At 62.5% G+C, this 24,203-nt stretch carries 21 protein-coding genes; 9 read left to right on the top strand and 12 right to left on the bottom strand.

The genetic code is table 11. The annotated features are described in order from the left end of the window. Window positions 1-21: 21 nt before the first annotated feature. A complete protein-coding gene (galE, locus tag ACF8R3_RS13460) occupies window positions 22-999 on the top strand; it encodes a UDP-glucose 4-epimerase GalE (protein WP_196127128.1) in 978 nt (325 codons plus the stop codon). Window positions 1,000-1,039: 40 nt separating this feature from the next. Here galE and ACF8R3_RS13455 read toward each other — a convergent pair whose 3' ends face one another. The 8 genes from ACF8R3_RS13455 to ACF8R3_RS13420 form a co-directional block, all read right to left on the bottom strand. After that, window positions 1,040-1,846, bottom strand: a complete 807-nt coding sequence (locus tag ACF8R3_RS13455) for a CpsD/CapB family tyrosine-protein kinase (RefSeq protein ID WP_058604641.1) — start codon at window positions 1,844-1,846, stop codon at window positions 1,040-1,042. A gap of 10 nt (window positions 1,847-1,856) precedes the next feature. Further along, window positions 1,857-3,419: a Wzz/FepE/Etk N-terminal domain-containing protein gene (locus tag ACF8R3_RS13450; protein WP_058639217.1), complete on the bottom strand. Its 1,563-nt coding sequence runs from the start codon at window positions 3,417-3,419 to the stop codon at window positions 1,857-1,859. 19 nt (window positions 3,420-3,438) lie between these two features. After that, window positions 3,439-4,554: a hypothetical protein gene (locus tag ACF8R3_RS13445; RefSeq protein WP_392515717.1), complete on the bottom strand. Its 1,116-nt coding sequence runs from the start codon at window positions 4,552-4,554 to the stop codon at window positions 3,439-3,441. 25 nt (window positions 4,555-4,579) lie between these two features. Then, window positions 4,580-5,137: a polysaccharide biosynthesis/export family protein gene (locus tag ACF8R3_RS13440; RefSeq protein ID WP_058604644.1), complete on the bottom strand. Its 558-nt coding sequence runs from the start codon at window positions 5,135-5,137 to the stop codon at window positions 4,580-4,582. A 228-nt stretch (window positions 5,138-5,365) separates the two neighbouring features. Next, window positions 5,366-5,542 carry an EPS-associated small membrane protein EppA gene (eppA, locus tag ACF8R3_RS13435; protein ID WP_193755012.1) on the bottom strand — a complete coding sequence of 59 codons (177 nt, stop codon included), beginning with the start codon at window positions 5,540-5,542 and terminating at the stop codon, window positions 5,366-5,368. A 321-nt stretch (window positions 5,543-5,863) separates the two neighbouring features. After that, window positions 5,864-7,282, bottom strand: coding sequence for a short-chain fatty acid transporter (locus tag ACF8R3_RS13430; RefSeq protein ID WP_058639215.1), 1,419 nt, complete (start codon window positions 7,280-7,282; stop codon window positions 5,864-5,866). Window positions 7,283-7,434: 152 nt separating this feature from the next. Next, window positions 7,435-8,091, bottom strand: coding sequence for a CoA transferase subunit B (locus ACF8R3_RS13425; protein WP_023535443.1), 657 nt, complete (start codon window positions 8,089-8,091; stop codon window positions 7,435-7,437). A 33-nt stretch (window positions 8,092-8,124) separates the two neighbouring features. After that, window positions 8,125-8,823 (bottom strand): CoA transferase subunit A, encoded by a 699-nt coding sequence (locus ACF8R3_RS13420; protein ID WP_058604647.1) that lies wholly within the window; start codon window positions 8,821-8,823, stop codon window positions 8,125-8,127. 141 nt (window positions 8,824-8,964) lie between these two features. Between ACF8R3_RS13420 and ACF8R3_RS13415 the strand changes: the two genes are divergently transcribed. Continuing rightward, window positions 8,965-9,870 carry a LysR family transcriptional regulator gene (locus ACF8R3_RS13415; RefSeq protein ID WP_058604648.1) on the top strand — a complete coding sequence of 302 codons (906 nt, stop codon included), beginning with the start codon at window positions 8,965-8,967 and terminating at the stop codon, window positions 9,868-9,870. Beyond that, window positions 9,858-10,679, top strand: coding sequence for an aldo/keto reductase (locus ACF8R3_RS13410; protein ID WP_392515716.1), 822 nt, complete (start codon window positions 9,858-9,860; stop codon window positions 10,677-10,679). The genes ACF8R3_RS13415 and ACF8R3_RS13410 overlap by 13 nt, the downstream gene beginning before the upstream one ends. Before the next feature lie 21 nt (window positions 10,680-10,700). Here the strand turns inward: ACF8R3_RS13410 and ACF8R3_RS13405 are convergent, their stop codons facing one another. From ACF8R3_RS13405 to lexA, 4 genes are read right to left on the bottom strand one after another with little or no spacing between them, the layout of a single operon-like run. Continuing rightward, window positions 10,701-13,781, bottom strand: coding sequence for an error-prone DNA polymerase (locus ACF8R3_RS13405; protein WP_392515715.1), 3,081 nt, complete (start codon window positions 13,779-13,781; stop codon window positions 10,701-10,703). Beyond that, window positions 13,781-15,196, bottom strand: a complete 1,416-nt coding sequence (locus ACF8R3_RS13400; RefSeq protein ID WP_078478668.1) for a DNA polymerase Y family protein — start codon at window positions 15,194-15,196, stop codon at window positions 13,781-13,783. Before ACF8R3_RS13400 ends, ACF8R3_RS13405 begins: the two co-directional genes overlap by 1 nt. A 6-nt stretch (window positions 15,197-15,202) precedes the next feature. Next, entirely contained in the window at window positions 15,203-15,823 is a 621-nt protein-coding gene (imuA, locus tag ACF8R3_RS13395; RefSeq protein WP_058604651.1) for a translesion DNA synthesis-associated protein ImuA, read from the bottom strand. Continuing rightward, window positions 15,823-16,440, bottom strand: coding sequence for a transcriptional repressor LexA (gene lexA / locus ACF8R3_RS13390; protein WP_230379345.1), 618 nt, complete (start codon window positions 16,438-16,440; stop codon window positions 15,823-15,825). The genes imuA and lexA overlap by 1 nt, the downstream gene beginning before the upstream one ends. A 93-nt stretch (window positions 16,441-16,533) precedes the next feature. Between lexA and ACF8R3_RS13385 the strand changes: the two genes are divergently transcribed. The 6 genes from ACF8R3_RS13385 to ACF8R3_RS13360 form a co-directional block, all read left to right on the top strand. Next, the gene (locus ACF8R3_RS13385) at window positions 16,534-17,220 is read left to right on the top strand and encodes an HAD family hydrolase (protein WP_392515714.1); all 687 of its coding nucleotides are present in this window, start codon (window positions 16,534-16,536) and stop codon (window positions 17,218-17,220) included. Next, window positions 17,204-17,782, top strand: a complete 579-nt coding sequence (locus ACF8R3_RS13380; RefSeq protein WP_196127799.1) for a hypothetical protein — start codon at window positions 17,204-17,206, stop codon at window positions 17,780-17,782. Before ACF8R3_RS13385 ends, ACF8R3_RS13380 begins: the two co-directional genes overlap by 17 nt. A gap of 118 nt (window positions 17,783-17,900) precedes the next feature. Further along, window positions 17,901-20,414, top strand: coding sequence for an excinuclease ABC subunit UvrA (uvrA, locus tag ACF8R3_RS13375; protein WP_392515713.1), 2,514 nt, complete (start codon window positions 17,901-17,903; stop codon window positions 20,412-20,414). A gap of 75 nt (window positions 20,415-20,489) precedes the next feature. Then, complete coding sequence (locus ACF8R3_RS13370; protein ID WP_182140035.1) at window positions 20,490-22,139, top strand: MFS transporter; 1,650 nt, start codon at window positions 20,490-20,492, stop codon at window positions 22,137-22,139. After that, window positions 22,136-23,290 (top strand): HlyD family secretion protein, encoded by a 1,155-nt coding sequence (locus ACF8R3_RS13365; RefSeq protein ID WP_392515712.1) that lies wholly within the window; start codon window positions 22,136-22,138, stop codon window positions 23,288-23,290. The genes ACF8R3_RS13370 and ACF8R3_RS13365 overlap by 4 nt, the downstream gene beginning before the upstream one ends. A gap of 685 nt (window positions 23,291-23,975) precedes the next feature. Further along, a partial coding sequence (locus ACF8R3_RS13360) for a hypothetical protein (protein ID WP_392515711.1) occupies window positions 23,976-24,203 on the top strand: 228 nt, incomplete at its 3' end.

Raw genomic sequence — 24,203 nt, 5'->3', positions numbered from 1 at the left:
AGCGGCTTCGTGGAGGTGTGGATGAGGTACCTGGTGGTAGGGGGCTCGGGCTACATTGGCTCGCACATGGTCGGCTATCTGTTGGCTGCCGGGCATTCAGTGGTTGTAGCGGACCTGGTATCGCCAGGGCCGGGCATTCAGTGGGCCCGATTGGATATCGCCGATGAAGCTGCGCTCAACGTGCTGTTCGGCATGTGCACGTTCGACGCGGTGTTTCATTTTGCCTCATTCATCCAGGTGGGCGAATCGGTCAGCGCACCGGGCAAGTATTACCAGAACAACGTCGCCGCTACCCTGTCGCTGCTGCAGGCGATGGTCAACGCAGGTATCAAGTGCCTGATTTTCTCCTCCACGGCGGCTGTGTACGGGGATCCGCAGTACGTGCCCATCGACGAGGCCCATCCCAAGTCGCCGATCAACCCGTATGGGCTGAGCAAGTGGATGGTGGAACAGATTCTTGAGGACTTCGATCGGGCCTATGGGCTCAAGTCGGTGTGCCTGCGCTATTTCAATGCCGCAGGCGCCGACCCGGCCGGGTTGCTCGGCGAGCGCCATGAGCCGGAGACACACCTGATCCCGCTCATCCTCCAGGCCGCCTCGGGCCGGCGCGAGGCAGTCACGGTGTTCGGCCGGGACTACCCCACCCCCGACGGCACGTGCATCCGCGATTACGTCCATGTGACTGATCTGGCCTGCGCCCATGCACTGGCCGTGGACTACCTGCTAGGAGGCGGTGAGCGTGCAGTGTTCAACCTGGGCAATGGCCAAGGGTTCTCGGTGCAGGAGGTCATTGATGCGGCCAGGACCGTGACGGGCCGCCCCATCACCGCGCTAGATGCACCGCGCCGCGCAGGCGACCCGCCTCGACTGGTGGCCGATGCCAGCAAGGCCATGCAGGTGCTGGGTTGGCGGCCTGTGCACGCGGAGCTGGAAGTGATCGTGGCCCACGCCTGGCAATGGGAGCGACAGTACCCGTGGCCTGCGATGTCGTGGCGTTGAGCGGCTGACAGGGGCTGCGTGGTGACGCTCCTGAACACGCTCAGTAGTAGGGCTGCGGTTTTTCGTCGGCCTTGTTCAGGACGGTGCCAATCAGGTTCGCCGTGCCCAGATGGTGCAGGCAGTCCTCGATCTCTTTTTTGGTGTTCATGCCGTTGGCCACCACCAACAGCACGCAGTCGAACGTGGGCAGCACGGTGATCGCATCGTCGGAGCTCAGCAGCGGTGGCAAGTCGAAGATGCAGATACGCGAGGCATAGCGATTGCGCAGGTCGCTAACCAAATGGGTGACCTTGGGTGAGCACAATACTTCGGTCGACATGGGGACCGGCACCCGCGTCGGCAGTACGACGAAGCGAGGCAATGTCGGGTTCACCAGGCAATCCTGCAATGGCGCCTGGTCATCGAGAAACTCGTTCAACGAGCAGTCCATGGGTAGCCCCAGGCTTCTGCCGACGCGGGGGCGCCGCAGGTCGAAATCCACCAGCAAGGCCGTGCGGGTGGTGTAGTGGGCAATGCTCATGGCCAGGTTGATAGCCAGTACTGTCTTGCCCGCTTCGGGGGTGGGGGACGTAATGGCCAGGGTACGCCAGCCATTTTCCTCCATGGTCCTGAGCACCTGGGTACGCAGCAGGTCAATGGGCCCGTTCATGCTGGAGTTCTTGTTGTAGGCAACGATGCGATGACGTTCCAAGTGATCGGCCTTGAGCGCCACCACCTTGGTATTGACGTAGTCGAACTGCCCCGGGACTTCGGCAAGCGCGGTGCCCGGTGCCGGGGTCACGGCCTGGGGCGTACCTGGAGTGACCGGGTGAAGGGTATTGCCATAAGCCGGTGTATTCCTGTCCATCACTGCTTTCCTATGCAAACCTGGAAGTGAGCTTGAGCAACAGCACATCCAGCGGCATGTAGAAGAGGTGTACCAGCCCTACCAGGATAGCCACCAGACACAACGCTGCCAGAATCAGGCCGTTGCGCCAGCGCTTGCGCCTGGCCACGTCGGCGCGGGTGTCGATGTAAGGCAGCGCCACCAGTACGCGCCTGCCCAGCAGGTTCTCAAGGGCGCCCACGCCCCGCACCCGTTGGTTGAGCATCTCCAGCAACATGACCAGCGCCCCACCACCTGCCGGCGCCAGCACCAGCCCCAGTGCCGCGATTTTCTTGCGGTTGGGCTTGATAGGCTTTTCGGGCATCAAGGGCGGTTCGAGCAGTACGAAACGCTCGGCCTTGTTTTCCTGCTCAAGGCTCTCGGTGATTTTGGCGCCCATTTCCTTGGCCCGGATCTCCTCGTATTTCTTGCGCGCGTTGTCATGGTCGCGCATCAGCGTCACCAGGCCGCGCTCAACCTGCGGCGCTTCGAGAATCTCGGCTTCGTACCCTTCCATCTTGCGGGTCAACTCGCGCTTCTGCTCGGCCAACGAGGCAATACGCACCTGTGCGGCGCTCATCTTGGCCCTTACGCGTGCCGCATCCAGGCTCACCGTCGAGGCCACGCTACCGGTCTGGCCACTGGCCTCCAGCGCTTGAATCTTGCGTTTGACCGCGGCCACGTCGGGGTGCGCTTCCTTGTAGCGGGTCAACAAGCGGGCGTATTCGGCCTTCAGGCTGGCCAGGTCCTGAGGCTGATCCGCGCCGGCTGGACGCGCGCCCTCCCCGGTTTTGGTACCAAGGCCGGCATTGGCGGCGGACAGCTCAAGCTCCAGGTAGCGCAGTTCCTCCTGGGCCGCCTTGTAGTCGCGGTCTACCTCGCGGAACTCGAGTTCTGCCCGCGAAAGCATGTTCATGCGCAGCGTCTGGTGCTCAGGCAACGCGTTGGCATGGGCCTGCTTGAAGTCGGCCAACTGGTTCTCCAAGCTGGCCAGCTCTGCCCCCAGCTTGTTCGCCTCCTGGGTCAGAAACTCGGTGGTCTCGTTGGCCCGCTCCGTGCGCTGCTTGAGGTTCTCATTGAGAAACAGTGTCACCAGTTCATCGGCGACTTCTTTGGTCAGCTCTGGTTGACGATGTTCGAAGGACACGTTGAAGGCCACCGTCGCCTCGCCGCGTCCACGCACGAACGTGGTCAACGTCTGGACCGCGATGGCGTTGCGCATCTGGTCGATCTTGTCGCTTTCGCTCAAGCGCTTGTCAGCAAACAGTCCGTACTTGTCGATGATGCGCAGTAGGTTTTCCCGCGTCATCACCCGCTGGCGAATAACCTCGATGCGCTCGTCGGCAAAGCTGGTGGTGTTGGTTGACACCAGTTCGGGTGAGATCTGCTGGGACTCCACCAGGATCGTGCCGGTGGACTGGTAGATCGGTGGCACCATCAACGCCACGGCGACGGTGGCGGCCAGGATGACGGCTGCGCTGACCCCCAACACCACGGCCCGGTCCTTGATAATGGCGATGTAATCTCTGAGGGAGAGCTCGTAATCGGACTTCATGGGGCCACCTGCAAGCGGTTCAGATGTCGGGATAGCGGTATGTCAGGGTCAAGCCAACGATCGTGGCGGTCGCATCGCCGTCAAGGTCCTGCTTGCGCTCCTTGTAGGTCAGCGCCAGGCGCACGTCCCAATAGGGGGACAATTGGCGGCTGGCCCAGAGGCTGTAGATCTGCAAGGTATTGGGTATCTGGCCCTTACTGTCCTGCCAGGCGGCGTCGGCGCCTACCCGGGTCAACGGGTCGAGGGCATAGCTCCAGACCCCACGCACCTGATCGAGCTGGGCGAAGCCGCCTTGGGCACTGGCCACGGTGCTGCGCTCGACCGTCAGGCTGGCATCGCTGCGTGCCCCGGTGTACAGCAGCGCCACGCCGCCCTCCCCGCGCCGGCCCCCTTGGCTGCCCGACACCTTGTTGACGCCCAGGTGTGCATCGGCGCTCAGTGACTCGGAGAACTGGTACTTGATGCCCACCGCCGGGCTGGAGCTGTTGGAGGCCGTGGCGGTCAGGTCGTCATCGGGTTCATAACGCCGAGCACCGAAGCGGGTATAAACGTCGGCGCGCTCGCTCCAGGCATAAGTCCAGGTCAGGGTATTGGCCAGCTCGTCGTAGCCAGTGAGGCTGTTGATATCGTAACGGGCGCGGTTATAGGTCGTTTCGTTGCTCAGGGTACTGCGTTCGGTGATCGCCTGGCGCCAGTTACCCGTCAAGGTGTACAGCTTCTGCGTGCCATCGGTGGTGACTACGCCCGTATCGAGTACGGTCCCCGACAGCGTCGAGGTTTCGTTGTAGCGTGCTAGGAGCCCGAACTGCCCTCGTTCGGTGGTGCGTTGCCAGCCCAGGCTGATGTCCGGGTCTTCGCGGTCATCGACGACGTTGGTGTCGGATGAGCGCAGAATGTCCAGGCCCAGACCCAACCGGAGTTCATCTGGGCCGAAACTGCCGATCAGGGTGTAGTCAGGTGCGATCAGGGTACGTGTCACCCCTTTCTCGCCCGACGATAGCAACAGCGGGTTGCTGTCGTGTTCGACCGAAGTCGGTACCACCATCGTCGACTGCCAGGTAGCGGCCTGGGTTGAGTGCGCAAGCGGCAAGACCACAATTGCCGCGGCAATGCGTGTTGTTCTTGGAAGAGGCATCAAGTCTACTTATTAAAAGGCATGATCAAGGAACGACCAGTGTGTCACCGGCCTGAAGTTGGAAATTTGTAGACATGTCGCGGCCCGTCACCAGGTCCTTGTATCGCACGGGCAAGATTCGTTGGGACGTGCCGGTGCCACGCACGACCATTATTTCGCTTTCATCGGCAAACTTGTCCAACCCACCCGACATGCTCAACGCCTGCAGCACGGCCGTGGGGCCTGACATTTGCACAGGGCCGGGCTTTATGACCTTGCCTTGGACATACACCAAGTTGCCCGCGTTACTCTTGACCACCACGCTGACGTTCGGGTCGGGCAGGAACTTTTCAAGTTTGCTGGCCACTTGTTTTTCAACCGAGGCCACATCCAGCCCTGCAACATCTATGCGGCCCGCCAGTGGGAACGTGATGCTGCCATCGGGGAGCACGGTTGCCTCCTGCTTGAGGCTGTCCTCCTGCCAGACCGAGACCATCACCACATCGCCGGGATTGAGGCGATAGGCCGATTCCGAGGGCGCGGCAGCGCACTGACCCGACCACATTGCAACAAGGCCAACGACGGCGAACAATGAACGCACCATGAGGGTCCCTCCGGCCAAATGGCCCGACTAGAGCACTGAAGAGAACAACACACCAACTCTCGCTCCACTTCGCAGTTACCACCGCAAGCGCCACGCTCTGCCGGCCGCTAGGCGGCACGTCGAACCCTGTTGACCAGACTTCGAGAGGGTAATGGCAATATAGCAACGCTTGACGAATTCACAAGCCAACTCAAGCGGTCTTACCTGAGTGACTATAACAGCGGTCTTTCAAATCTTTCTTCGATTGGCCACGGCGACAAAACCCACGACTGCAAATGCGAAGAACCAACCCGCGGTTGCAACAGGAATGATACTGCTCTGGTTGATATACGAATCAGCCGCGCGGGCGGCACCGCTTAGCAGCACCAACAAAAAGAACGATTTCACAATCAGAGTCGTGCGCATACGCCGTCCTTTTAACCAGGATAATCAATGAGTAAGTGGCGCGATGATGCGGGGTGTGTTGCGGTATTGACTTGAGCTTATGGGCACTCTGACATTACGTCAATGAACCGACACCATAATAAATCTCAATGGGCTTAGTCCAAACAAGTCAAAAAAACGTCGCTTGAGTTGTGCAGGTGGTGGGAATGTGGCTTGGTGAATTCAAGGGGGTGGGAGCCTGTTGCTATTCGCGCGCCAAGGGGCGGCTTAGAGAAAGCACCTTGACCACAGCCCTGCACCTCACCCTAAAGCAAGACGCAGTGCTGTGGTCATCAGCAGCCGCTACGGCATGACCGGTGGCGTGTATTGCAGCGTGGTGCCCAAGGCCCACAGCAGGAACAGCACCAGGGGGACGTGCACGAGCAGCTGCACGAAGGAAAACCCGATCAGGTCGCGCGCCTTCAGGCCAAGCACCCCTAACAACGGCAACATGTAGAACGGGTTGATCAGGTTGGGCAACGCTTCGGCTGCGTTGTAGATCTGCACGGCCCAGCCGAGGTGGTACTGCAGGTCGTTGGCCACCAGCATCACGTAGGGCGCCTCGATGATCCACTTGCCGCCGCCTGACGGGATGAAGAAGCCCAGTACTGCCGAATAAACACCCATCAACAGGGCATAGGTATCGTGGGTGGCAATTTGGGTGAAGAACAGCGAGATGTGATGGGCAAGCGTCTGTTCGTCGACCCCTTTGACCTGGGTGAGGATCGCGGCAATGGAGCCGTACAACGGGAACTGGATCAGCACGCCGGTGGTGGTGGGCACGGCACGGGCCACCGCGTCGAGGAAGCTGCGCGGCCGCCAGTGCAGCAGTGCGCCGAGCATGATGAACAGCAGGTTGTAGGTGTTCAGGCCGGAGATGGCCGTAATGGCGGGTTTACTCGCGAACTCCTGATACAGCCAGCCTGCGGCGAGTGCAACGAGCAACAAAATCAGCACTGGGCTGTGCTCCAGCCACTCGCCGGGGCGTGTACGCGCCGGTGCCGGCGGGGCGCTGAAGCTTGGGTCCACGCCACAGGCCTCGGCGCTGCGCGCACTGTTGGGACCCGGCGCCGTGGCATAGGCGATGACCAGCGATACCACGACCAATGCCGCCAACATCACGCCTGACTGCCACAGGAAGATGGTTTCGGTGAATGGAATGACGCCGGTGATCGACAGGATCGAGGGCGGAAGGCTGGCCGGATTGGCCTGCAACTGAGCCGCCGAAGAGGACAGCCCCAGCGCCCAAACGGCACCCAATCCCAGGTAGGCCGCCGCACCGGCAGCCCTGTAGTCCATCTTGAGGTCGGTACGACGCGCCAACGCGCGCACCAGCAGACCACCGAAGACCAGGGACAAGCCCCAGTTGAGCAGTGACGCCAGCATCGAGATCAGGGCTACCCACGCAACGGCCGAGCGACCGTTGCGCGGAATGCGGGCCAAACGATCGATCAACCGCGCGGCAGGCGGCGAACTGGCGACCACATAGCCGCCGATGACCACGAATGCCATTTGCATGGTGAACGGAATCAGGCTCCAGAATCCATCCCCGAAGGCCTTGGCGGTGTCCAGGGGCTTGGCGCCCATGGCCAACGCGCCCAGGCACACCAGCAGCACTGCCAAGGCGGCGAATACCCAGGAGTCGGGGAACCAGCGCTCGGCCCAGTTGGAACAGCGCAGGGCAAAGCGTGCAGAGCGGCTGTCTTGTAGTTCAGCGGCCACGGAAGCGTCCTTTTATTGGTTTTATAGGTAGATGAAAGGCCGCGCATAAACGCGCGAACCCTGCGCCAACCAACCCGCCCGCCAGGTACCGTGGTGAAGGCGGCAACCTGGACGAGCGGGTTCGTCGCAGCAGGGTGAGATTGCATGTGGGGTTAGAAGGTCATTTCCTTCACATCATCGGCCACGATGAGCTTGCCGGCCGTCTTGGCGACGATTTCTTCGACGCTCACACCGGGCGCGGTTTCGCGCAGGATGAATGCACCGTCCTCAATCTCAAGGTAAGCCAGGTCGGTGAGCACCTTGCGGATGCAACCCGCGCCGGTCAACGGCAGGCTGCACTGGGGCAGCAGCTTGGACTCTCCGTCCTTGGAGGCGTGGGTCATGGTGACGATGATGTTTTCCGCACCGGCCACAAGGTCCATGGCGCCCCCCATGCCCTTGACCAGCTTGCCCGGGATCATCCAGGAAGCGATGTTGCCCTGCACGTCCACTTCGAAGGCACCGAGCACGGTCAGGTCGACGTGACCGCCGCGGATCATGGCGAACGACTGCGCCGAGTCGAAGATCGAGGCGCCAATGCGGGCGGTGACAGTCTGTTTGCCCGCGTTGATCATGTCAGCATCAAGGGTCGCTTCGGTGGGGAATTCCCCCATGCCCAACAGGCCGTTTTCGGACTGGAGCATCACGTCCATGTCGGCCGGCACATAATTGGCGACCAAGGTGGGAATACCGATACCCAAGTTGACGTAGTAGCCGTCCTTGAGTTCACGTGCAACGCGTTGGGCCATCTGTTCGCGGGTCAGTGCCATGGTCAGGATCTCTTTGTTGTTCTGTAGGGGCGCTCAGGCCTTGACGGTGCGTTTTTCGATGCGCTTCTCGAAGGTGCCGACGATGACGCGGTCCACGAAGATGCCTGGGGTATGGATTTCACTGGGCAGCAGCACGCCAGGCTCGACGATTTCCTCGACTTCGACCACGGTGATCTTGCCGGCTGTGGCGGCCAGAGGGTTGAAATTCTGGGCAGTGTTGCGATAGATCACGTTGCCGTAATGGTCAGCCTTCCAGCCTTTGACGATGGCAAAGTCCCCGGTGATGGCTTCTTCTAGGATGTACTTGCGACCATTGAATTCCCGCACTTCCTTACCCTCGGCGACCGGGGTGCCATAACCGGTGGCAGTGAAGAATGCAGGAATGCCCGCTCCGCCAGCGCGCATTTTTTCGGCCAGGGTGCCCTGGGGCGTGAGCTCGACCTCAAGCTCCCCGCTAAGCAGCTGGCGCTCGAATTCGGCGTTTTCCCCCACGTAGGAAGCGACCATCTTGCGAATCTGGTGGTCTTCGAGCAGCACGCCAAGCCCGAAGCCATCGACGCCGCAGTTGTTGGAGACCACGGTCAGGCCCTTGACGCCGCGACGCTTGATCTCGGCGATCAGGTTTTCAGGTATGCCGCACAGGCCGAACCCCCCGGCCAATACCGTCATGCCGTCGGTCAGCCCTTCCAGGGCCTGTTCGTACGTAGCTACGCGTTTGTCCAATCCGGCCATGCTGGTTCGCCTTTTGTAGTTGTTGAGCCGACGGGGCGTCGGTAAGCGTGTGGGGGTATCTTCTCCCCTGTTCACTGATTTGTTAATTTTGTTTTTATGATCGATTGATAAGCACTTCAAATCAAAGCATAGGCGATTCCCATGAATGTGAAGCAACTGCGCGCCTTCGTCGCCGTGGCCAAGTTCCAGAGCTTTGCCCAGGCCGGCGAGCACCTGCACATCTCACAGCCCGCACTGAGTCTGACCATCAAGGCGCTGGAGGAGAACCTGGGCGGTGCCCTGCTCAGCCGCACCACACGTAGCGTCAGCCTGACGGCAGAAGGCGAGGTACTGCTGCCGCTGGCCCGTCGCCTGCTGGCTGACTGGGACGACACCGAGGAAATGCTGCGCCAGCGCTTCACCCTGCAACTGGGCCGGGTGGCCATTGCGGCAATGCCCTCCTTTGCCGGCAACCTGTTACCAGGGGCCCTCAAGCTTTTTCGTCAGTGCTACCCCAAGGTCAACGTGACCGTGCACGACGTCATCAATGAACAGGTACAGGAACTGGTCAGGCATCGGCGCGTCGAACTGGGCATCGGCTTTGAGCCAGACAATGTCGAGGGCTTGCACTTTCACCCGCTGTACCTCGACCGGTTCGTTGCAGTCGTGCCGGCTGACTCGCCCTTGGCCCGGCTTGCGCAAATCAGTTGGGCGCAGCTTCTTGCCGAGGATTTCGTGGCGCTGCAGCGTCCTTCTGCCGTGCGCCTGTTGCTTGAGCAGAACGTGGCGGTGCAGCACGGCAAACTGGCTGTGGCTTTCGAAAGCCATCAGCTTGCAACCGTTGGCCGCATGGTCGCGAGCGGTCTAGGCGTCAGCGCGGTACCGGCGCTGTGCATTACCCAGATGCAGGAGCTGGGGGCCCGCTGTATCCCCCTGGTCGAGCCTGCCGTCGAACGGCGCATTGGCGTGATAGCCCTGCGCGAGCACACATTGTCCACGGCAGCCCAGGCGCTGCTGGATGTTCTACTGAACAATACCCACCCACCGGAGGTAACATGCGTGACGTGAAATTGGCAGGCGCCAACGTGCCGAGCATCGGCCAAGGTACGTGGTACATGGGCGAAGACCCGAGCCGTCGGGCGGCCGAAGTCGCCGCCTTGCAACAAGGCATCGACCTGGGCATGCGCCTGATCGACACCGCCGAGATGTATGCCGAGGGTGGCGCGGAACAAGTGGTGGGCCAGGCCATCGCCGGGCGTCGGGACGAGGTATTTCTGGTGAGCAAGGTGTACCCGCACAACGCCAGCCAGCACGGCACGCAGGCCGCCTGCGAGCGCAGCCTCAAGCGCCTGGGTACCGACTGCATCGATCTGTACCTGCTGCACTGGCGCGGCCAGTACCCGTTGCACGAAACCGTGGACGCTTTCGAGCGGCTGCGCGAGGCTGGCAAGATCAAGCGTTGGGGCGTGTCCAACTTCGACGTGGATGACCTTCGCGAATTGGACAACGCCGATTGTGCCGCCAACCAAGTGCTCTACAACCCTGCGCAGCGAGGGATCGAATTCGACTTGTTGCCCTGGTCGGTGCAGCATGGATTGCCCATCATGGCCTATTGCCCCCTGGCCCAGGCAGGGCGTTTGCTGCAACACCCCGTGCTCAAGCAAATCGCCAACGACCATGGTGCTACCCCGGCCCAGGTCTGCCTGGCCTGGGTCACGCGCCACAACGGCGTCATCGCCATTCCAAAAGCCGTGACGCCCGAGCATGTCAGGCTCAATGCCCAGGCAACGCGTTTGAACTTGACCGCCGATGACCTGAACACCATCGACCAGGCATTCGAGGCCCCTACCCGCAAGCAGCGCCTGGCGATGGTGTAAGCGAGGCTGTGCTGCAGAGGGTCAGTGGAAATCCCGGCTGCGTACGTCCAGCCCCTGCAGCAGCACGCTGACATCCTCCAGACGTCGGGCCACCAAGTGGCGCACGCCATTTTCCTGTTCCAGGCGGCCACTGACCTTCATCAGCCGGGCGCCGACCAGCGTACGCCGCTGCCGTTCGGCCAGGTCTCGCCACACCACCACGTTGACCATGCCGAACTCATCCTCAAGCGTGACGAAGGTCACACCACTGGCGGTCTGTGGCCGCTGCCTGCCCACCACCAGCCCGGCCATGGCGATGGCGTCGCCGTGTTCGACACCTTGCAGCTCGCCGGAACTGCGACACCCCAGTGCCCGCAGACGGGACCGCAGCAAGGTCAATGGGTGCGGCCCCAAGGTCGTGCCCATGGCGTGATAGTCGGCTACCAAATCCTCGCCGACGGTAGGCGCCGGCAGCTCGACCGGCTGCTCGGGGGCCGCCTGCACGTCGGCGAACAAAGGCAGTTGCGCCTGTACCGCCGCCACTTCCCAGCGTGCCTGGTGCCGGTGCCTGGCCAGCGCGACCAGGGCGCCTGCATCCGCCAGACGAGCCCGGGCGCGCTCATCCAGGGCCGAGCGCAGGCACAGGTCCTCGACGTCTCGCCAAGGCTGCATGGCCCTTGCCTGTTCGAGCCGGCGCACATCGGCTTCGGCCAGGCCGCGGACCAAGCGCAAGCCCATGCGGATTGCCAGTTCACCCCCAGGCCCTGGCTCGAGCGTGCAGTCCCACTGGCTGTGACACACGTCCACCGGCCTTACCTCAATGCCCTGGCGGCGAGCCTCCTGGAGCAGTTGGTCGGGGCTGTAGAACCCCATCGGCCAGCTGTTGACCAGCGCGCAGGTGAAGATGGCCGGCTCGTGGCACTTCAACCAACTGCTGGCATAACACAGCAGTGCAAAACTGGCGGCGTGGGATTCGGGGAATCCGTAGCTGCCAAAGCCTTTGATCTGTTCGAAGATGCGTTCGGCGAACGCCAGTTCGTAGCCATTGCGCTGCATGCCGTCGAGCAACCGCTCGCGGTGCGGCTCCAGCCCGCCGTGGCGTTTCCACGCGGCCATGCTGCGGCGTAGTTGGTCGGCCTCACCGGGGCTGTAGTCCGCCGCGACCATGGCCAACTCCATCACCTGCTCCTGAAACAGCGGCACGCCAAGGGTGCGCTCGAACACCGCCTTGAGCTTGGGCGATGGGTACGTCACCGGTTCCTGCTTCAGGCGCCTGCGCAAGTAGGGATGGACCATGTCGCCCTGGATGGGACCGGGACGCACGATGGCGACCTCGATGACCAGGTCGTAGAAGGTTCTGGGCTGCAGGCGCGGCAACATGGCCATTTGCGCCCTGGATTCGATCTGGAACACGCCCATGGTCTCGGCGCGGCTGATCATGGCGTACGTGGCCGGGTCTTCGGCAGGGACGGTGGCCAGGGTCAAGTGTCGCCCACGGTGCTGCTGTACCAGCGCAAAGCAGCGACGCAGTGCACTGAGCATGCCCAGTGCCAGCACATCGACCTTGAGCAGGCCGACCATGTCCAGGTCATCCTTGTCCCACTGGATCACGGTACGCTCGGCCATGGCCGCGTTTTCCACGGGCACCAGCTGATCGAGGGGTTGTTGCGAAATAACGAAGCCACCTGGGTGTTGCGACAAGTGCCGGGGAAAACCGATCAGATCACCGGCCAGCACCAGGATGCGCCGCAGAACCGGGCTGCCTGCATCGAACCCCGCCTCGTTCAGACGCTGCTCATCGGGGATGCGGTCGCTCCAGCGGCCGCAGCACTTGGCCAGGGCGTCCACCTGGTCGGCTGGCAGCCCCAATGCGCGAGCCACATCGCGTACCGCCCCACTGGCGTGGTAGGTATTGACCACCGCTGTCAACGCCGCGCGGTGTCGACCATAGCGCCTGAATACATACTGGATGACTTCCTCGCGCCGATCGTGCTCGAAGTCCACATCGATATCCGGCGGCTCGTTGCGCTCGCGTGACAAAAAGCGCTCGAACAGCAAGCGATGCTTCATGGGGTCCAGCTCGGTGATCCCCAGCACGAAGCACACCACCGAGTTGGCTGCAGAGCCGCGCCCCTGGCACAGGATGTGCTGCTCACGGGCAAAGGCCACGATGTCGTGGACGGTGAGGAAATAACTCTCGTAGCCCAGCTCGCTGATCAAGGCCAGCTCTCGATCGAGGGCTTGGCGGACTTGGGTGCTCGGGCCCTGGGGCCAGCGCAGCGGCAACCCTTGTTCGCACAGCTGACGCAACCAACTGGCAGGGGTATGCCCAGCGGGCACCAGTTCTTCGGGATAGCGGTAGCGCAGCTCGGCGAGGTCGAAACGGCAATGCTCGGCTATCACCAAGGTCTGGGCCAGCAAGTCGGCAGGATACAACTCGGCCAATTGGGCAGGGGTACGCAAATGACGTTCGCCGTTGGCGTACAGAAAGCGCCCTGCCTCAGCCACTTGACACCGTCGGCCAATGGCCGTCATGCAGTCTTGCAGGGCGCGCCGACCGCGCACATGCATGTGAACGTCCCCGCACGCCACCGCCTGCACACCCAAGGCCGTCGCCAATGCGCGCAGACGCGCCAGGCGCTGGTCGTCATCGACACCGCGGTGAAGATGCACGGTCAGCCATAGGCGGTGCTCGAAGACTTCCCTCAACCACTCGCCCACCGCCTGATCGGCAATATCGTCAGGCACCCATAATGCCAACAGGCCCGAGCTGTGCGCAGGCAGGTCCTCGCGAAATAGCTGGTAGTTCCCCTTGGACGCCCGACGCCGCGCACGGGTGATCAAGGCGCAAAGGTTCTGGTAGCCCTGCAGGTCTTGCACCAGCAGCACCAGCTTGGGCCCGTCCTGCAGTTGCACTTCGCTGCCGACGATCAGCCGTACACCCTGCTCTTTCGCCGCTTGCCATGCGCGCACGATGCCAGCCAACGTGCATTCGTCGGTAATGGCCAGGGCTTGGTAGCCTTGCTCGCGAGCCCGGCGGAACAACTCATCGGCGCTTGAAGCCCCGCGCTGGAAACTGAAGTTGCTCAGGCAATGCAACTCGGCGTAGCCAACGCCGCTCATCAGAACCAGCCCTGCAGCCACAGCGGGCCGCCTTGGCCGAGGTCGCGGTAGGCCCACCCACGCAGGCCCTCACGGGTTTCGATGCGATAGTAATCACGGCGCACGTCCCCGCCGTCCCACCAACCGGACTCGATGCGCTCGGCCTGCCCCTGAACCTGGTACGCCTGCTCTTCGAGCACCGTGGGGGTTGCCAGCAGCCAGCCAGGACGGCTTCCGGGTGCAACGCACAGGCTGGACCACTGGCCGATTTCATTGGCCTGCCATGCTTGTTCAGGACGATGGTCCGCCAAGGCACTGAGCCCCGTCACGGCCTGGTCACCCAGGCGTGCACGCAAGCGTTCGCGCAGTTGTTCCCACGGTTGGGCCTGCTGGGCACGCGGGTCGAACAACGCTTTGTGTTGAGGTACGAACGGTGGCAAATCCTCGGCCACCAGGCGCAGGTTACGCACCGGCGCCTTCAGGCGCACCGATTCCAGCCTGCCACGGGCCAGTTCCAGCAACATGGCCGGGTCGCGTTCTGCAGCCAACAATCCAACGTCGAGCTGGGTGTCAGAGCCCTGCGCGTGCTCCATGTACACCTTGAAACGCTGGACACCACAGTCGCGCCCCGCCAGGAACGCGGCCAGGTCGGTCAGCAGGCGACGTAATGGGAACAACAGCGCCTGATGCGACTCCACATCGAAGTTCAGCTCCAACCGCGCGTCGAAACGATCGGGCGGTTCGAAGAACGCAAGGCCCAGGTTGCGCATGCCCAGCAACTGATCCAGGTGCAACTGCACCTGGGGAGCAAAGCGCCTGGCCAGTGCATCACGCGGCAGCGCCAGCACATGATTGAGCTGGCGCAATCCCATGCGGCTAAAGGCCTGGGCATCCTCCGGTCGCAGACCGATCCGGTCGATGGGCATTTCGGCCAACGCTGCACGGGTCGAAGCGGCATCTTCCAACGCCAACCCGTCGTGAGCATTGGCCAGCATGCGCGCAGCCACCGGGTTGCTGGCCAGGACGATGCGCTGACGCAGGCCCAGCGCAGACAGTTCCTGGCGCAGGCGCGCCTGCAATACTGGCCACGGCCCGAACAACTGCAGGCTGGACCCTACCTCCAGCAACAAAGTTCGCGGGTAGTGCAAGCTGACCTGGGCACTGAAACGGTAGGCCCAGGCGGCCAGCAACTGCTGCAACGCATCGATGCGCCTGGGGTCGACTTCAAGGCAGGTGAAGCCGTCAGCCAGGGCACGGGCTGCCGTCAGGGTTTGACCGGCGCGAAGCCCCAGGGCGGCGGCCGCTGGGTTGACCGACTGCAGGACCCGGCGCTGACTGGGACCACCCAGCAGCACCAGGGGTGCGTCACGGTCGTCGCGCTCGCGCAGCAGGCTGTCCAGCGCCAACTGCGGAAATAGAATGCAGGCCCACAACATGATCCATCATCCCTGCCTTGAACACGCGATCGGTTGGGCTGGCGGCATGCCGCCACGGCATTTGAGCACCCGCCACTGGGGTGGGCGTACGTCGATGGCCAGGCGCAATGCCGCAGGCGACGGATTGTGCAGGGCCGCTTGCCCGCGGCAGGCGAACGCCAGGGCCTGCCCGGTTTCCGCCGCGACCTGCAAGCGGCGCAAGGCGCGGTCGTCGGCGCGTTCCGGCCAGCACACCACAGCGGCACAACTGCCCGAACGCAGGCACTGCTCGGCGGCCCACAGGGTGTCGGTGGTGCCCGCGTCGACCTGGAACAGCCAGCGCAAGTCGATGCCCGCCGCCTGCCAGGCTGGTGCAAAAGGGATGAAGGGAGGTGATACCAACACCACGCGTCCGCCCTCGCCGCTCAGGCGCGCCAGCGTGGGCCAGAGCAGTTGCAGTTCGCCGCTGCCAGGGCGGGCGAGCAACAATTCGCTGAGGGCCGCTGCCGGCCAGCCGCCTTCGGGCAGGCGTTCGTCCAGGCTGGCATGCCCGGTCGGTTGCAGGCCCAGTGGACGGGCCTGGGCTTGACGGCCGCGCCACACCCGACGCTGGTCGAGCAGCCTGTCCAGATCGACGACCGCGCCCATCAGTCGCGCCGCACCAGGCCACAGAAGATGCCTTCGATGAAGAGATCCTGGCCCGGCCCTACGTCAATCGGCGCGTAAGCCGGGTTGCGCGGCAGCAGCCGATAGCCCTCGCCCAGGCGCTGGAGGCGCTTGATGGTCACCTCGCCGTCCAGCCGAGCGACCACGATCTGCCCTTCCCGCACATCGACCTGCTGGCGGATGCCGACCAGGTCACCGTCGAGGATGCCGTCACCTATCATCGAGTCCCCACGCACCTTGAGCAGGTAATCGGGGGTGCGGCGAAACAGGCTGGGGTCGAGCAGCAATTGCTCGTGAATGTCCAGGTCCGGCCCGATTGGCGCACCGGCCGCGACCTGCCCGAGGACCGGCAGTTCCAGCATTTCAGGCCGGCGTAACGGCCTTGCCAGGCGAATACTGCGGGCCTGATTGGGGGTGACGTCGATGTAGCCTGCCTGGCACAGCGCGGTGATGTGCTTGCGGGCCACGCTGCGTGAGGCAAAACCAAAGCGCGTGGCGATATCGGCCAGGCTAGGCGGTTGGCCTTGTTCGGTGATGCGCTCGCGAATGAAATCGAAAATGGCGCGGCGCTTGGGGGTTAGAGTGTCCATGGAGCACATTTGTACTCTTTCCGGAGCACGCTGACCAGCCCCCTTCGTCGTCGCCATTGGTTATCATCGTCTGGCCACCCCGTACCTGACTGGGAAATCCTGATGCTCAATGCTTTGCTGTTCGACCTTGATGGCACCCTCACAGACACCGATACCCTCCATTTACAGGCTTTTCGCCAGCTACTGCATGAGTACGATGGCCGCGAATTGAGCCAGGACCAGTTCGATGCCCAAATCAGTGGCCGGGCCAATGGCGAACTGTTCGCCGAGTTGTTCGAAGGCGCCAGTGCCTCGCAGTGCCAGGCACTGGCTGAGCGCAAGGAAGCGCTTTTCCGTGAAATGTCGCCAAAGCTCGAGCCGCTGCCTGGGCTGATTCGTCTGCTCGATCACGCCAGCACCCACGGCGTAGGCATGTGCGTGGTAACCAACGCCCCACGGCTCAATGCCGAACACATGCTCGCAGGCCTGAAGTTGAGCGACAGGTTCGACCACGTGGTAATTGCCGATGAACTGGCCAAGCCCAAACCCGACCCGCTTCCCTACCTGACCGGCCTGCAGCGGCTGCAGGCCCATGCCGACCAGGCGTTGGCGTTCGAAGACTCGCTGCCGGGTGTTCGGGCAGCCAGCGCTGCCGGGATCTTCACAGTCGGCCTTGCCACCACCCAGACGCCACAACGTTTGATCGAGGCAGGTGCGCGCCTGGTCATCGATAACTTCGAAGATGCGCGCCTATGGGCGTTATTGGGCACGGACAGGGCGCCGGCGGGAAGCAATGAAACAGCAGGCTGAACTTCACCTGCGCAGCCCGCTTTTGTTTCGCTGCGTAGCCCTGGGGCTGGGATTGGGCATGGTCGCAGTGTGCAGCCTGGCGATGTATGCCATCTGGATGGATGTGCTGCCGGTCTTTGGCCGCCTGTACCGCAACGCCCCGGTAGTCGAGACTTCGTTCAAGGCGTTCTTCATGATCGGTGTGATTCCGTTGACGCCCATCGTGGTCCTCGCCGCCATTATCGGCCTTTTTACCGGCCGCAAGTTCGACCCGCCGCGGGCGTCCCGGCTTGACCGTTTCCAGCTCCGCTCCTTCCAGGTCACGCTCATGGCGATATGCATCGCGGCCCCGGTGATGATTGCAGTGAGCACGGCAACGCTGATGATCAAGGACTATCGGCCGTGCGCCCAATTGCGTCTCTCCGGATCGAGCGGCCACATGTTCTGGGTCAACGATGACCGGGTGTGTTTCACCCCGGATGCTTACATCAATGATCATTGGCCCTGCAAAACAGTGGGCGACCGACAGGTGTGCGTCCAGGTCGATGGCCACGCTCCGCTCAGCTCGCAGGCTGCCCGGTAGAACTCCCTGGCCGCTTGAAGCGTCCTACAGCGTGCGATCCCCATTCGACCGCAGGCCACACACGTGATCGATTGCCTGCTATGTCTTCCCGACCCAACTGCCAAGCAAGGACAGCCACATGCCAAGCGACACACCCGCCTTCAGCGGTTTCATTCGTGTACGGGGTGCGCGCGAGCACAACCTGAAGAACGTCGATGTCGATGTACCGCGCGACGCATTGGTGGTGTTTACCGGCGTGTCGGGTTCCGGCAAGTCGTCCTTGGCTTTCTCAACACTGTATGCCGAGGCCCAGCGCCGCTATTTCGAATCGGTGGCGCCTTACGCTCGGCGCCTGATCGATCAAGTGGGTGTGCCCGACGTGGACGCCATCGAAGGCTTGCCGCCAGCGGTGGCGCTGCAGCAACAGCGTGGCAGCCCGAGTGCGCGGTCTTCGGTGGGCAGTGTCACCATGCTATCGAGCTCCATCCGCATGCTGTACTCGCGCGCAGGCCAGTACCCTGCCAACCAGCCGATGCTGTATGCCGAGGATTTCTCGGCCAACACGCCTCAAGGCGCCTGCCCCGCGTGCCATGGGCTCGGCCGGGTCTATGAGGTCACCGAGGCGACCATGGTCCCCGACCCCTCGCTGAGCATCCGGGAACGGGCAGTGGCTGCCTGGCCCATGGCCTGGCAAGGGCAGAACCTGCGGGACATTCTGGTCACCCTGGGCTATGACGTGGATGTACCCTGGCGCGATCTGCCCCAGAAGCAGCGTGACTGGATTCTCTACACCGAAGAAACTCCCACCGTGCCGGTCTACGCGGGCCTTACGCCCGCCCAGGCACGCGCTGCCCTCAAGCGCAAGGCAGAGCCCAGCTACCAAGGCACGTTTACCGGCGCCCGGCGCTATGTGCTGAATACGTTCATGCACTCGCAAAGCGCGCAGATGCGCAAGCGCGTGTCCCGCTACATGCGCCCAAGTCCTTGCCCCACGTGTCAGGGCAAACGGCTCAAGCCCGAGGCATTGAGTGTGACCTTTGCAGGTTTGGACATCGCAGCGCTGTCGCAACTGCCCCTGCAGGCCCTGGCCGAGGTACTGCGCAAGGTGGCGGCAGCCGAGTACCTGACCCAGGACGATGACCTGACCGTTGAAAAACGCCTGGCCGCGCAACGCATCGCCAGTGAGCTGCTGGTGCGCATCGACACGCTGCTCGAGCTCGGCCTGGGTTACCTGGCGCTCGAGCGCAGCACCCCTACCCTGTCATCGGGCGAGCTGCAACGCCTGCGCCTGGCCACGCAGCTCAATTCGCAGCTCTTTGGCGTGGTCTATGTGCTGGACGAGCCCTCCGCCGGCCTGCACCCCGCCGACAGTGAAGCCTTGTTCGAAGCCCTGCAGCGCCTCAAGCAGGCGGGCAATTCGGTGTACGTGGTCGAACACGACCTGGACACCATGCGCCGTGCGGACTGGCTGGTGGACGTGGGACCGGCCGCCGGGGAGCACGGAGGTGAGGTTCTCTACAGCGGACCGCCGGCTGACCTGGCCCAGGTCGAGCAATCGTGTACGGCCCGCTATCTGTTCCAGGTACAGGACAAGACACCGCGCCCATTACGCGAGCCCCAGGCATGGCTACACCTGGAAGGCATAACCCGTAACAACCTCGACAACCTCAGCGCAGCGTTCCCGCTGGGCTGCTTCACGGCGGTGACCGGCATCTCGGGCTCCGGCAAATCGAGCCTGGTCAGCCAGGCCCTGCTGGAGTTGGTGGGCGCACACCTGGGCCACGTCGAGGCTTCACAGGATACTCAGGAGGCGGACCTGGAAGATGAGCCAGAGCAGGTGAGCACGGGCCGCGTCAGCGCAGGCCTTGAGCACATCAAGCGGCTGGTGCAGGTAGACCAGAAACCAATCGGCCGCACGCCTCGCTCCAACTTGGCCACCTACACCGGTCTGTTCGATCATGTACGCAAATTGTTCGCCAGTACCGAACAGGCCAAGGCCCAGGGTTTCGATGCCGGGCGTTTCTCCTTCAACGTGGCCAAGGGCCGATGCCCTACGTGCGAAGGCGAAGGGTTTGTCAGTGTCGAGTTGCTGTTCATGCCAAGCGTGTTCGCTCCTTGCCCGACCTGCCACGGGGCCCGCTACAATCCAGAGACCCTCGCGGTTGTCTGGCGTGGCATGAATATCGCCGAGGTGCTGCACCTGACCGTGGAACAGGCGTTGAGCGTGTTTGAGGATCAACCCTCGGCGCGGCGTTCGCTTCAGGTGCTGCAAGACATAGGCTTGGGCTATCTGCGCCTGGGCCAGCCGGCAACGGAGTTGTCAGGGGGCGAAGCGCAGCGGATCAAGCTGGCCACCGAGCTGCAACGCCAGGCGCGCGGCGCCACCTTGTATGTGCTCGATGAGCCCACCAACGGCCTGCATCCACAAGATGTCGACCGCTTGCTGGTGCAGCTCAATCGCCTGGTGGACAACGGCCACAGCGTGGTGGTGGTCGAACATGACATGCGCGTGGTCGCCCAGTGCGATTGGGTGATCGACATCGGCCCTGGTGCGGGCGATGCCGGCGGCAAGGTGGTCGCCAGCGGCACGCCCGAACAGGTAGCCACGACTGAGCACAGCCGTACAGCCCCCTTCCTGGCACGGGCCTTGTAGCAGCGCTGGATGACATCGACGCGAGCGCATGCGGCCAAGCAACGGCCGCTTTCAACACCTTAGATAGGCTGGTTCATGGACAAGTACGCACCCCGCCAGTGGTTGCCCCACGAGAAACCGACCCTGCCAGGTTCGCCGTCTACGCCCCTGCACAGCCCAGCCAAGCGCCTGGCCTATGGCCTGGTCGGTTTGCTGGTCGCCATCACCGGCGGGCTTGGCAACGCGCTGGTGACCGCAAACCTTGTGTTTCTGCAAGGTGCACTGGGCGCGACCACGGCGGAAATGGCCTGGCTGCCAGCGGCCTATGTGATGACCAACGTGTCCATGAACCTGTTGCTGGTCAAGTTTCGCCAGCAATTTGGCTTGCGTGCCTTCACCGAAGTGTTCCTGGTGCTCTATGCCCTGGTGACCTTCGCTCACCTGCTGGTCAACGACCTCAACTCGGCCATTGCCGTGCGGGCCGCCCACGGCATGGTGGGCGCCGCGCTGACCTCGCTCGGCCTGTACTACATGATCCAGGCCTTTCCTGCGCAGTGGCGGCTCAAGGCCATGGTCCTGGGCCTTGGTGCTTCCCAGCTGGCCTTGCCGCTGGCACGGATATTTTCAGAAGACCTGCTACTGATCGCCGAATGGCGGGGGCTTTACTTGTTCGAACTGGGGCTGGCGCTGACAGCCCTGGGCTGCGTACTTCTGCTCAAACTGCCACCTGGTGACCGCTTCAAGACCTTCGAGCCCTTGGATTTTCTTACCTTCGCCCTGATGGCCAGCGGCACGGCGCTGCTTTGCGCTGCCTTGTCGCTTGGTCGCATCGACTGGTGGCTGGATGCGCCATGGATCGGCATGGCGCTGGCAGGCTCGATCGTCCTGATCCTCAGTGGACTGGCGATCGAGCACAACCGCGAGAACCCCTTGCTGATGACGCGGTGGCTGGGCAGCGGCGCCATCATCCGCCTGGGGCTGTGCGTGATCCTCATCCGTATGGTCACCTCCGAACAATCCACCGGCGCAGTCGGCTTTCTGCAGATGCTCAACATGTCCAGCGAACAGATGCGTTCGCTGTACTGGATCATGCTGCTCGGCGCGGTCGCCGGGCTGGCGACCAGCGCCCTGACCATCAATCCCAACCACCTGATCCTACCGTTGCTGATCTCCCTGCTGGCCATGGCGATAGGGGCCTTCATGGACAGCAGGTCGAGCAACCTGACCCGCCCTGCGCAGATGTACTTGAGCCAGTTTCTATTGGCGTTCGGCAGTACGTTCTTCCTGGGCCCCTCCATGGCCCTGGGCATCGGCCATGTGCGGGCCAATCCGCAGAACCTGGTGAGCTTCTCGGTGCTGTTCGGCATCTGCAACAACCTCGGTGGCCTGATCGGCGCAGCGCTGCTGGGCACGTTCCAGATCTGGCGGGAAAAATTTCACTCAAGCCACCTCATGGACCACTTGGGCAGCGTGGAACCGCTGGTCACCGCCCGGGTTCAAAGTGGTAGTGCAAGCGTCGGGCGCCTGATCGCCGACCCTGCCCTGCGTACTGAAGTGGGCATGCGCCAACTGGCCAGCGCGGCCACCCGAGAAGCCAATGTGCTGGCCTACAACGATGTCTTCATGCTCATTGGCGCTATCGCTATTCTCACCATGATCTGGATCTGCATACGCGGCACCTGGCTCTGGTACAGCAAACGTCAGGCCCGCCTGACCGACCCCTCCCTTGGCGCACCGACACGATGACCGAAGAATCCCGCACCACCACCACGACCGCCATCGCCGAAGCGCCGGAAGGCACACCGCCACCCAGCGAGCCGACCTCACCTGGACGCACCCGCAAGGTGCGCATACTGTCTGCCATCACATTCGGCTGTGTTGCCTTGGTCGGCGTGCTGGTGGTGCTTTATGCCTGGCGCCTGCCCCCTTTCAGCAGCGCCATCGAAAGTACCGAAAACGCCATGGTGCGCGGGCAGGTCACGATCATAGGTCCGCAGTTGAGCGGCTATATCGTCGAGGTGCCCGTACAGGATTTTCAGTACGTCAAGGCAGGCCAGTTGCTGGTCAGGCTCGATGATCGCATCTACACCCAGCGTCTGGCCCAGGCGATTGCCCAGCAGCAGCAACAGGAAGCGGCGCTGGTCAACAATGCCCAGCAGCGCAAGAGCGCCGAAGCGACCATCGCCCAGCGCCAGGCTGCCATCAATGACGCCGCCGCGCAGTTGACCAAAGCCAAGGCCGATCTGTCGCGTAACCAGGCGCTGGTCAGCGATGGGTCAGTGTCACGACGCGAACTGGATGTTACCCGCGCCAGCGAAGCGGCAGCGGCGGCGAGCCTTGCGCAGGCCAAGGCCGCGCTTGAGATCGCTCGGCAGGATCGTGAGTCGGTGATCGTCAACCGCGCGGCGCTGCTGGCTGCGGTCGAGAATGCCAAGGCAGCCGTGGCCCTGGCCCGTATCGACTTGGACAACACCCGCGTCACTGCGCCCAGGGACGGGCAGCTGGGGCAGATCGGCACGCGCCTGGGCGCCTATGTCAACTCAGGTGCCCAGCTGATGGCGCTGGTGCCCGATACGTTGTGGATCATCGCCAACATGAAAGAAACGCAGATGGCCGACGTGCGCATCGGTCAGCCGGCCAGTTTCACGGTGGATGCCTTGAACCATTTGAAGCTGTACGGGCACATCGAACAGATCTCCCCTGCTACGGGTTCGGAGTTTGCGTTGCTTCAGGCGGACAACGCGACCGGCAACTTCGTCAAGATCGCCCAGCGGATACCGGTGCGTATCACGGTGGATGCGGGGCAGCCAGAAGCTGCGCGGCTGCGGCCGGGTATGTCGGTGGTGGTCAGCATCGATACGGGGGAGCAGCGGTCCTGTGTTGGATCTGGGTGCTAGCGGATTGATGGAGGGACGTCTTTCAAGTGGGTCACCTATTGGCGAGAATGGAAATTGGGTATCACGTTGCACCTTATAGATCAGTCTCTTTCATAGTGGTGTAGCTGCGTTCAAAAAACTTTAAACTACCTACCATTTCTTGTAAGAGCGGCCTGGCCGGAGCGCCGGACCGGCCGCGATGGGGCGCGCTGTGGCCCGAGTTTGGAGTTTGTTTGTTGTGATTTAAATACTGGGGCCGCTGCGCGGCCCATCGCGGCACTAGGCCGCTCCTACACCGGATATGTACATAAACGAAATGGCAAACAACAGCCAGCAATAAAACTCATACTCGATCTTGATCTTGATCTTGATCTTGATCTTGCTTTGGCTTTTGATCTTGCTTTTGATCTTCGCGACTTCAGGAGGCCGAACGCAGGTCTTGCGGAGGGAGGTGACAGGCATGGATGCCTGTCAAGCGCTGGGCCCCAGGATGGGGCCTACAGCGCGGTCCTCCCGGGAGCAAGACCGGAGTGAGGGAACCCCGAAGCGTAGCGTAGGGGCCGTATGAGTGGAGCACAGCGTTTTTTGGTTACTTTTTGTCGCGTTTGACAAAAAGTGACTCGCCGTAATGGCGAAAAGGTGACTAAGCGTCGCCATCGCAAATGGAATGTGCTCTCTTTCAATACCCACGCCAACGCAATCAAACTTGAAGCCTGAAACTTCAAACTTCAAACTTCAAACTTCAAACTTCAAACTTCAAACTTCAAACTTCAAACTTCAGAGTGTGGGCGCATACGGCAAGTTGGTATTCATTGGCGCGGGTGGCGCACAGTCACCTTTGCGCCCTTACGGCGGCTCACTTTTTGTCTTGTCAAAAAGTGAGCAAAAACCGCCTGCTCCTATCACCCGGCCCCTGCGCTGCGCTCCGGGGTCC

Source organism: Pseudomonas sp. FYR_7 (assembly GCF_043106155.1).
Lineage (GTDB): Bacteria > Pseudomonadota > Gammaproteobacteria > Pseudomonadales > Pseudomonadaceae > Aquipseudomonas > Aquipseudomonas parafulva_B.
This window is presented reverse-complemented; position numbering and strand designations above follow the sequence as displayed.

Coding starts and splice junctions, on each gene's coding strand:
- galE (WP_196127128.1), top strand. CDS start 22: ATGAGGTACCTGGTGGTAGGGGGCTCGGGCTACATTGGCTCGCACATG.
- ACF8R3_RS13455 (WP_058604641.1), bottom strand. CDS start 1,846: ATGGACAGGAATACACCGGCTTATGGCAATACCCTTCACCCGGTCACT.
- ACF8R3_RS13450 (WP_058639217.1), bottom strand. CDS start 3,419: ATGAAGTCCGATTACGAGCTCTCCCTCAGAGATTACATCGCCATTATC.
- ACF8R3_RS13445 (WP_392515717.1), bottom strand. CDS start 4,554: ATGCCTCTTCCAAGAACAACACGCATTGCCGCGGCAATTGTGGTCTTG.
- ACF8R3_RS13440 (WP_058604644.1), bottom strand. CDS start 5,137: ATGGTGCGTTCATTGTTCGCCGTCGTTGGCCTTGTTGCAATGTGGTCG.
- eppA (WP_193755012.1), bottom strand. CDS start 5,542: ATGCGCACGACTCTGATTGTGAAATCGTTCTTTTTGTTGGTGCTGCTA.
- ACF8R3_RS13425 (WP_023535443.1), bottom strand. CDS start 8,091: ATGGCACTGACCCGCGAACAGATGGCCCAACGCGTTGCACGTGAACTC.
- ACF8R3_RS13420 (WP_058604647.1), bottom strand. CDS start 8,823: ATGGCCGGATTGGACAAACGCGTAGCTACGTACGAACAGGCCCTGGAA.
- ACF8R3_RS13415 (WP_058604648.1), top strand. CDS start 8,965: ATGAATGTGAAGCAACTGCGCGCCTTCGTCGCCGTGGCCAAGTTCCAG.
- ACF8R3_RS13410 (WP_392515716.1), top strand. CDS start 9,858: ATGCGTGACGTGAAATTGGCAGGCGCCAACGTGCCGAGCATCGGCCAA.
- ACF8R3_RS13405 (WP_392515715.1), bottom strand. CDS start 13,781: ATGAGCGGCGTTGGCTACGCCGAGTTGCATTGCCTGAGCAACTTCAGT.
- ACF8R3_RS13400 (WP_078478668.1), bottom strand. CDS start 15,196: ATGTTGTGGGCCTGCATTCTATTTCCGCAGTTGGCGCTGGACAGCCTG.
- imuA (WP_058604651.1), bottom strand. CDS start 15,823: ATGGGCGCGGTCGTCGATCTGGACAGGCTGCTCGACCAGCGTCGGGTG.
- lexA (WP_230379345.1), bottom strand. CDS start 16,440: ATGTGCTCCATGGACACTCTAACCCCCAAGCGCCGCGCCATTTTCGAT.
- ACF8R3_RS13385 (WP_392515714.1), top strand. CDS start 16,534: ATGCTCAATGCTTTGCTGTTCGACCTTGATGGCACCCTCACAGACACC.
- ACF8R3_RS13380 (WP_196127799.1), top strand. CDS start 17,204: ATGAAACAGCAGGCTGAACTTCACCTGCGCAGCCCGCTTTTGTTTCGC.
- uvrA (WP_392515713.1), top strand. CDS start 17,901: ATGCCAAGCGACACACCCGCCTTCAGCGGTTTCATTCGTGTACGGGGT.
- ACF8R3_RS13370 (WP_182140035.1), top strand. CDS start 20,490: ATGGACAAGTACGCACCCCGCCAGTGGTTGCCCCACGAGAAACCGACC.
- ACF8R3_RS13365 (WP_392515712.1), top strand. CDS start 22,136: ATGACCGAAGAATCCCGCACCACCACCACGACCGCCATCGCCGAAGCG.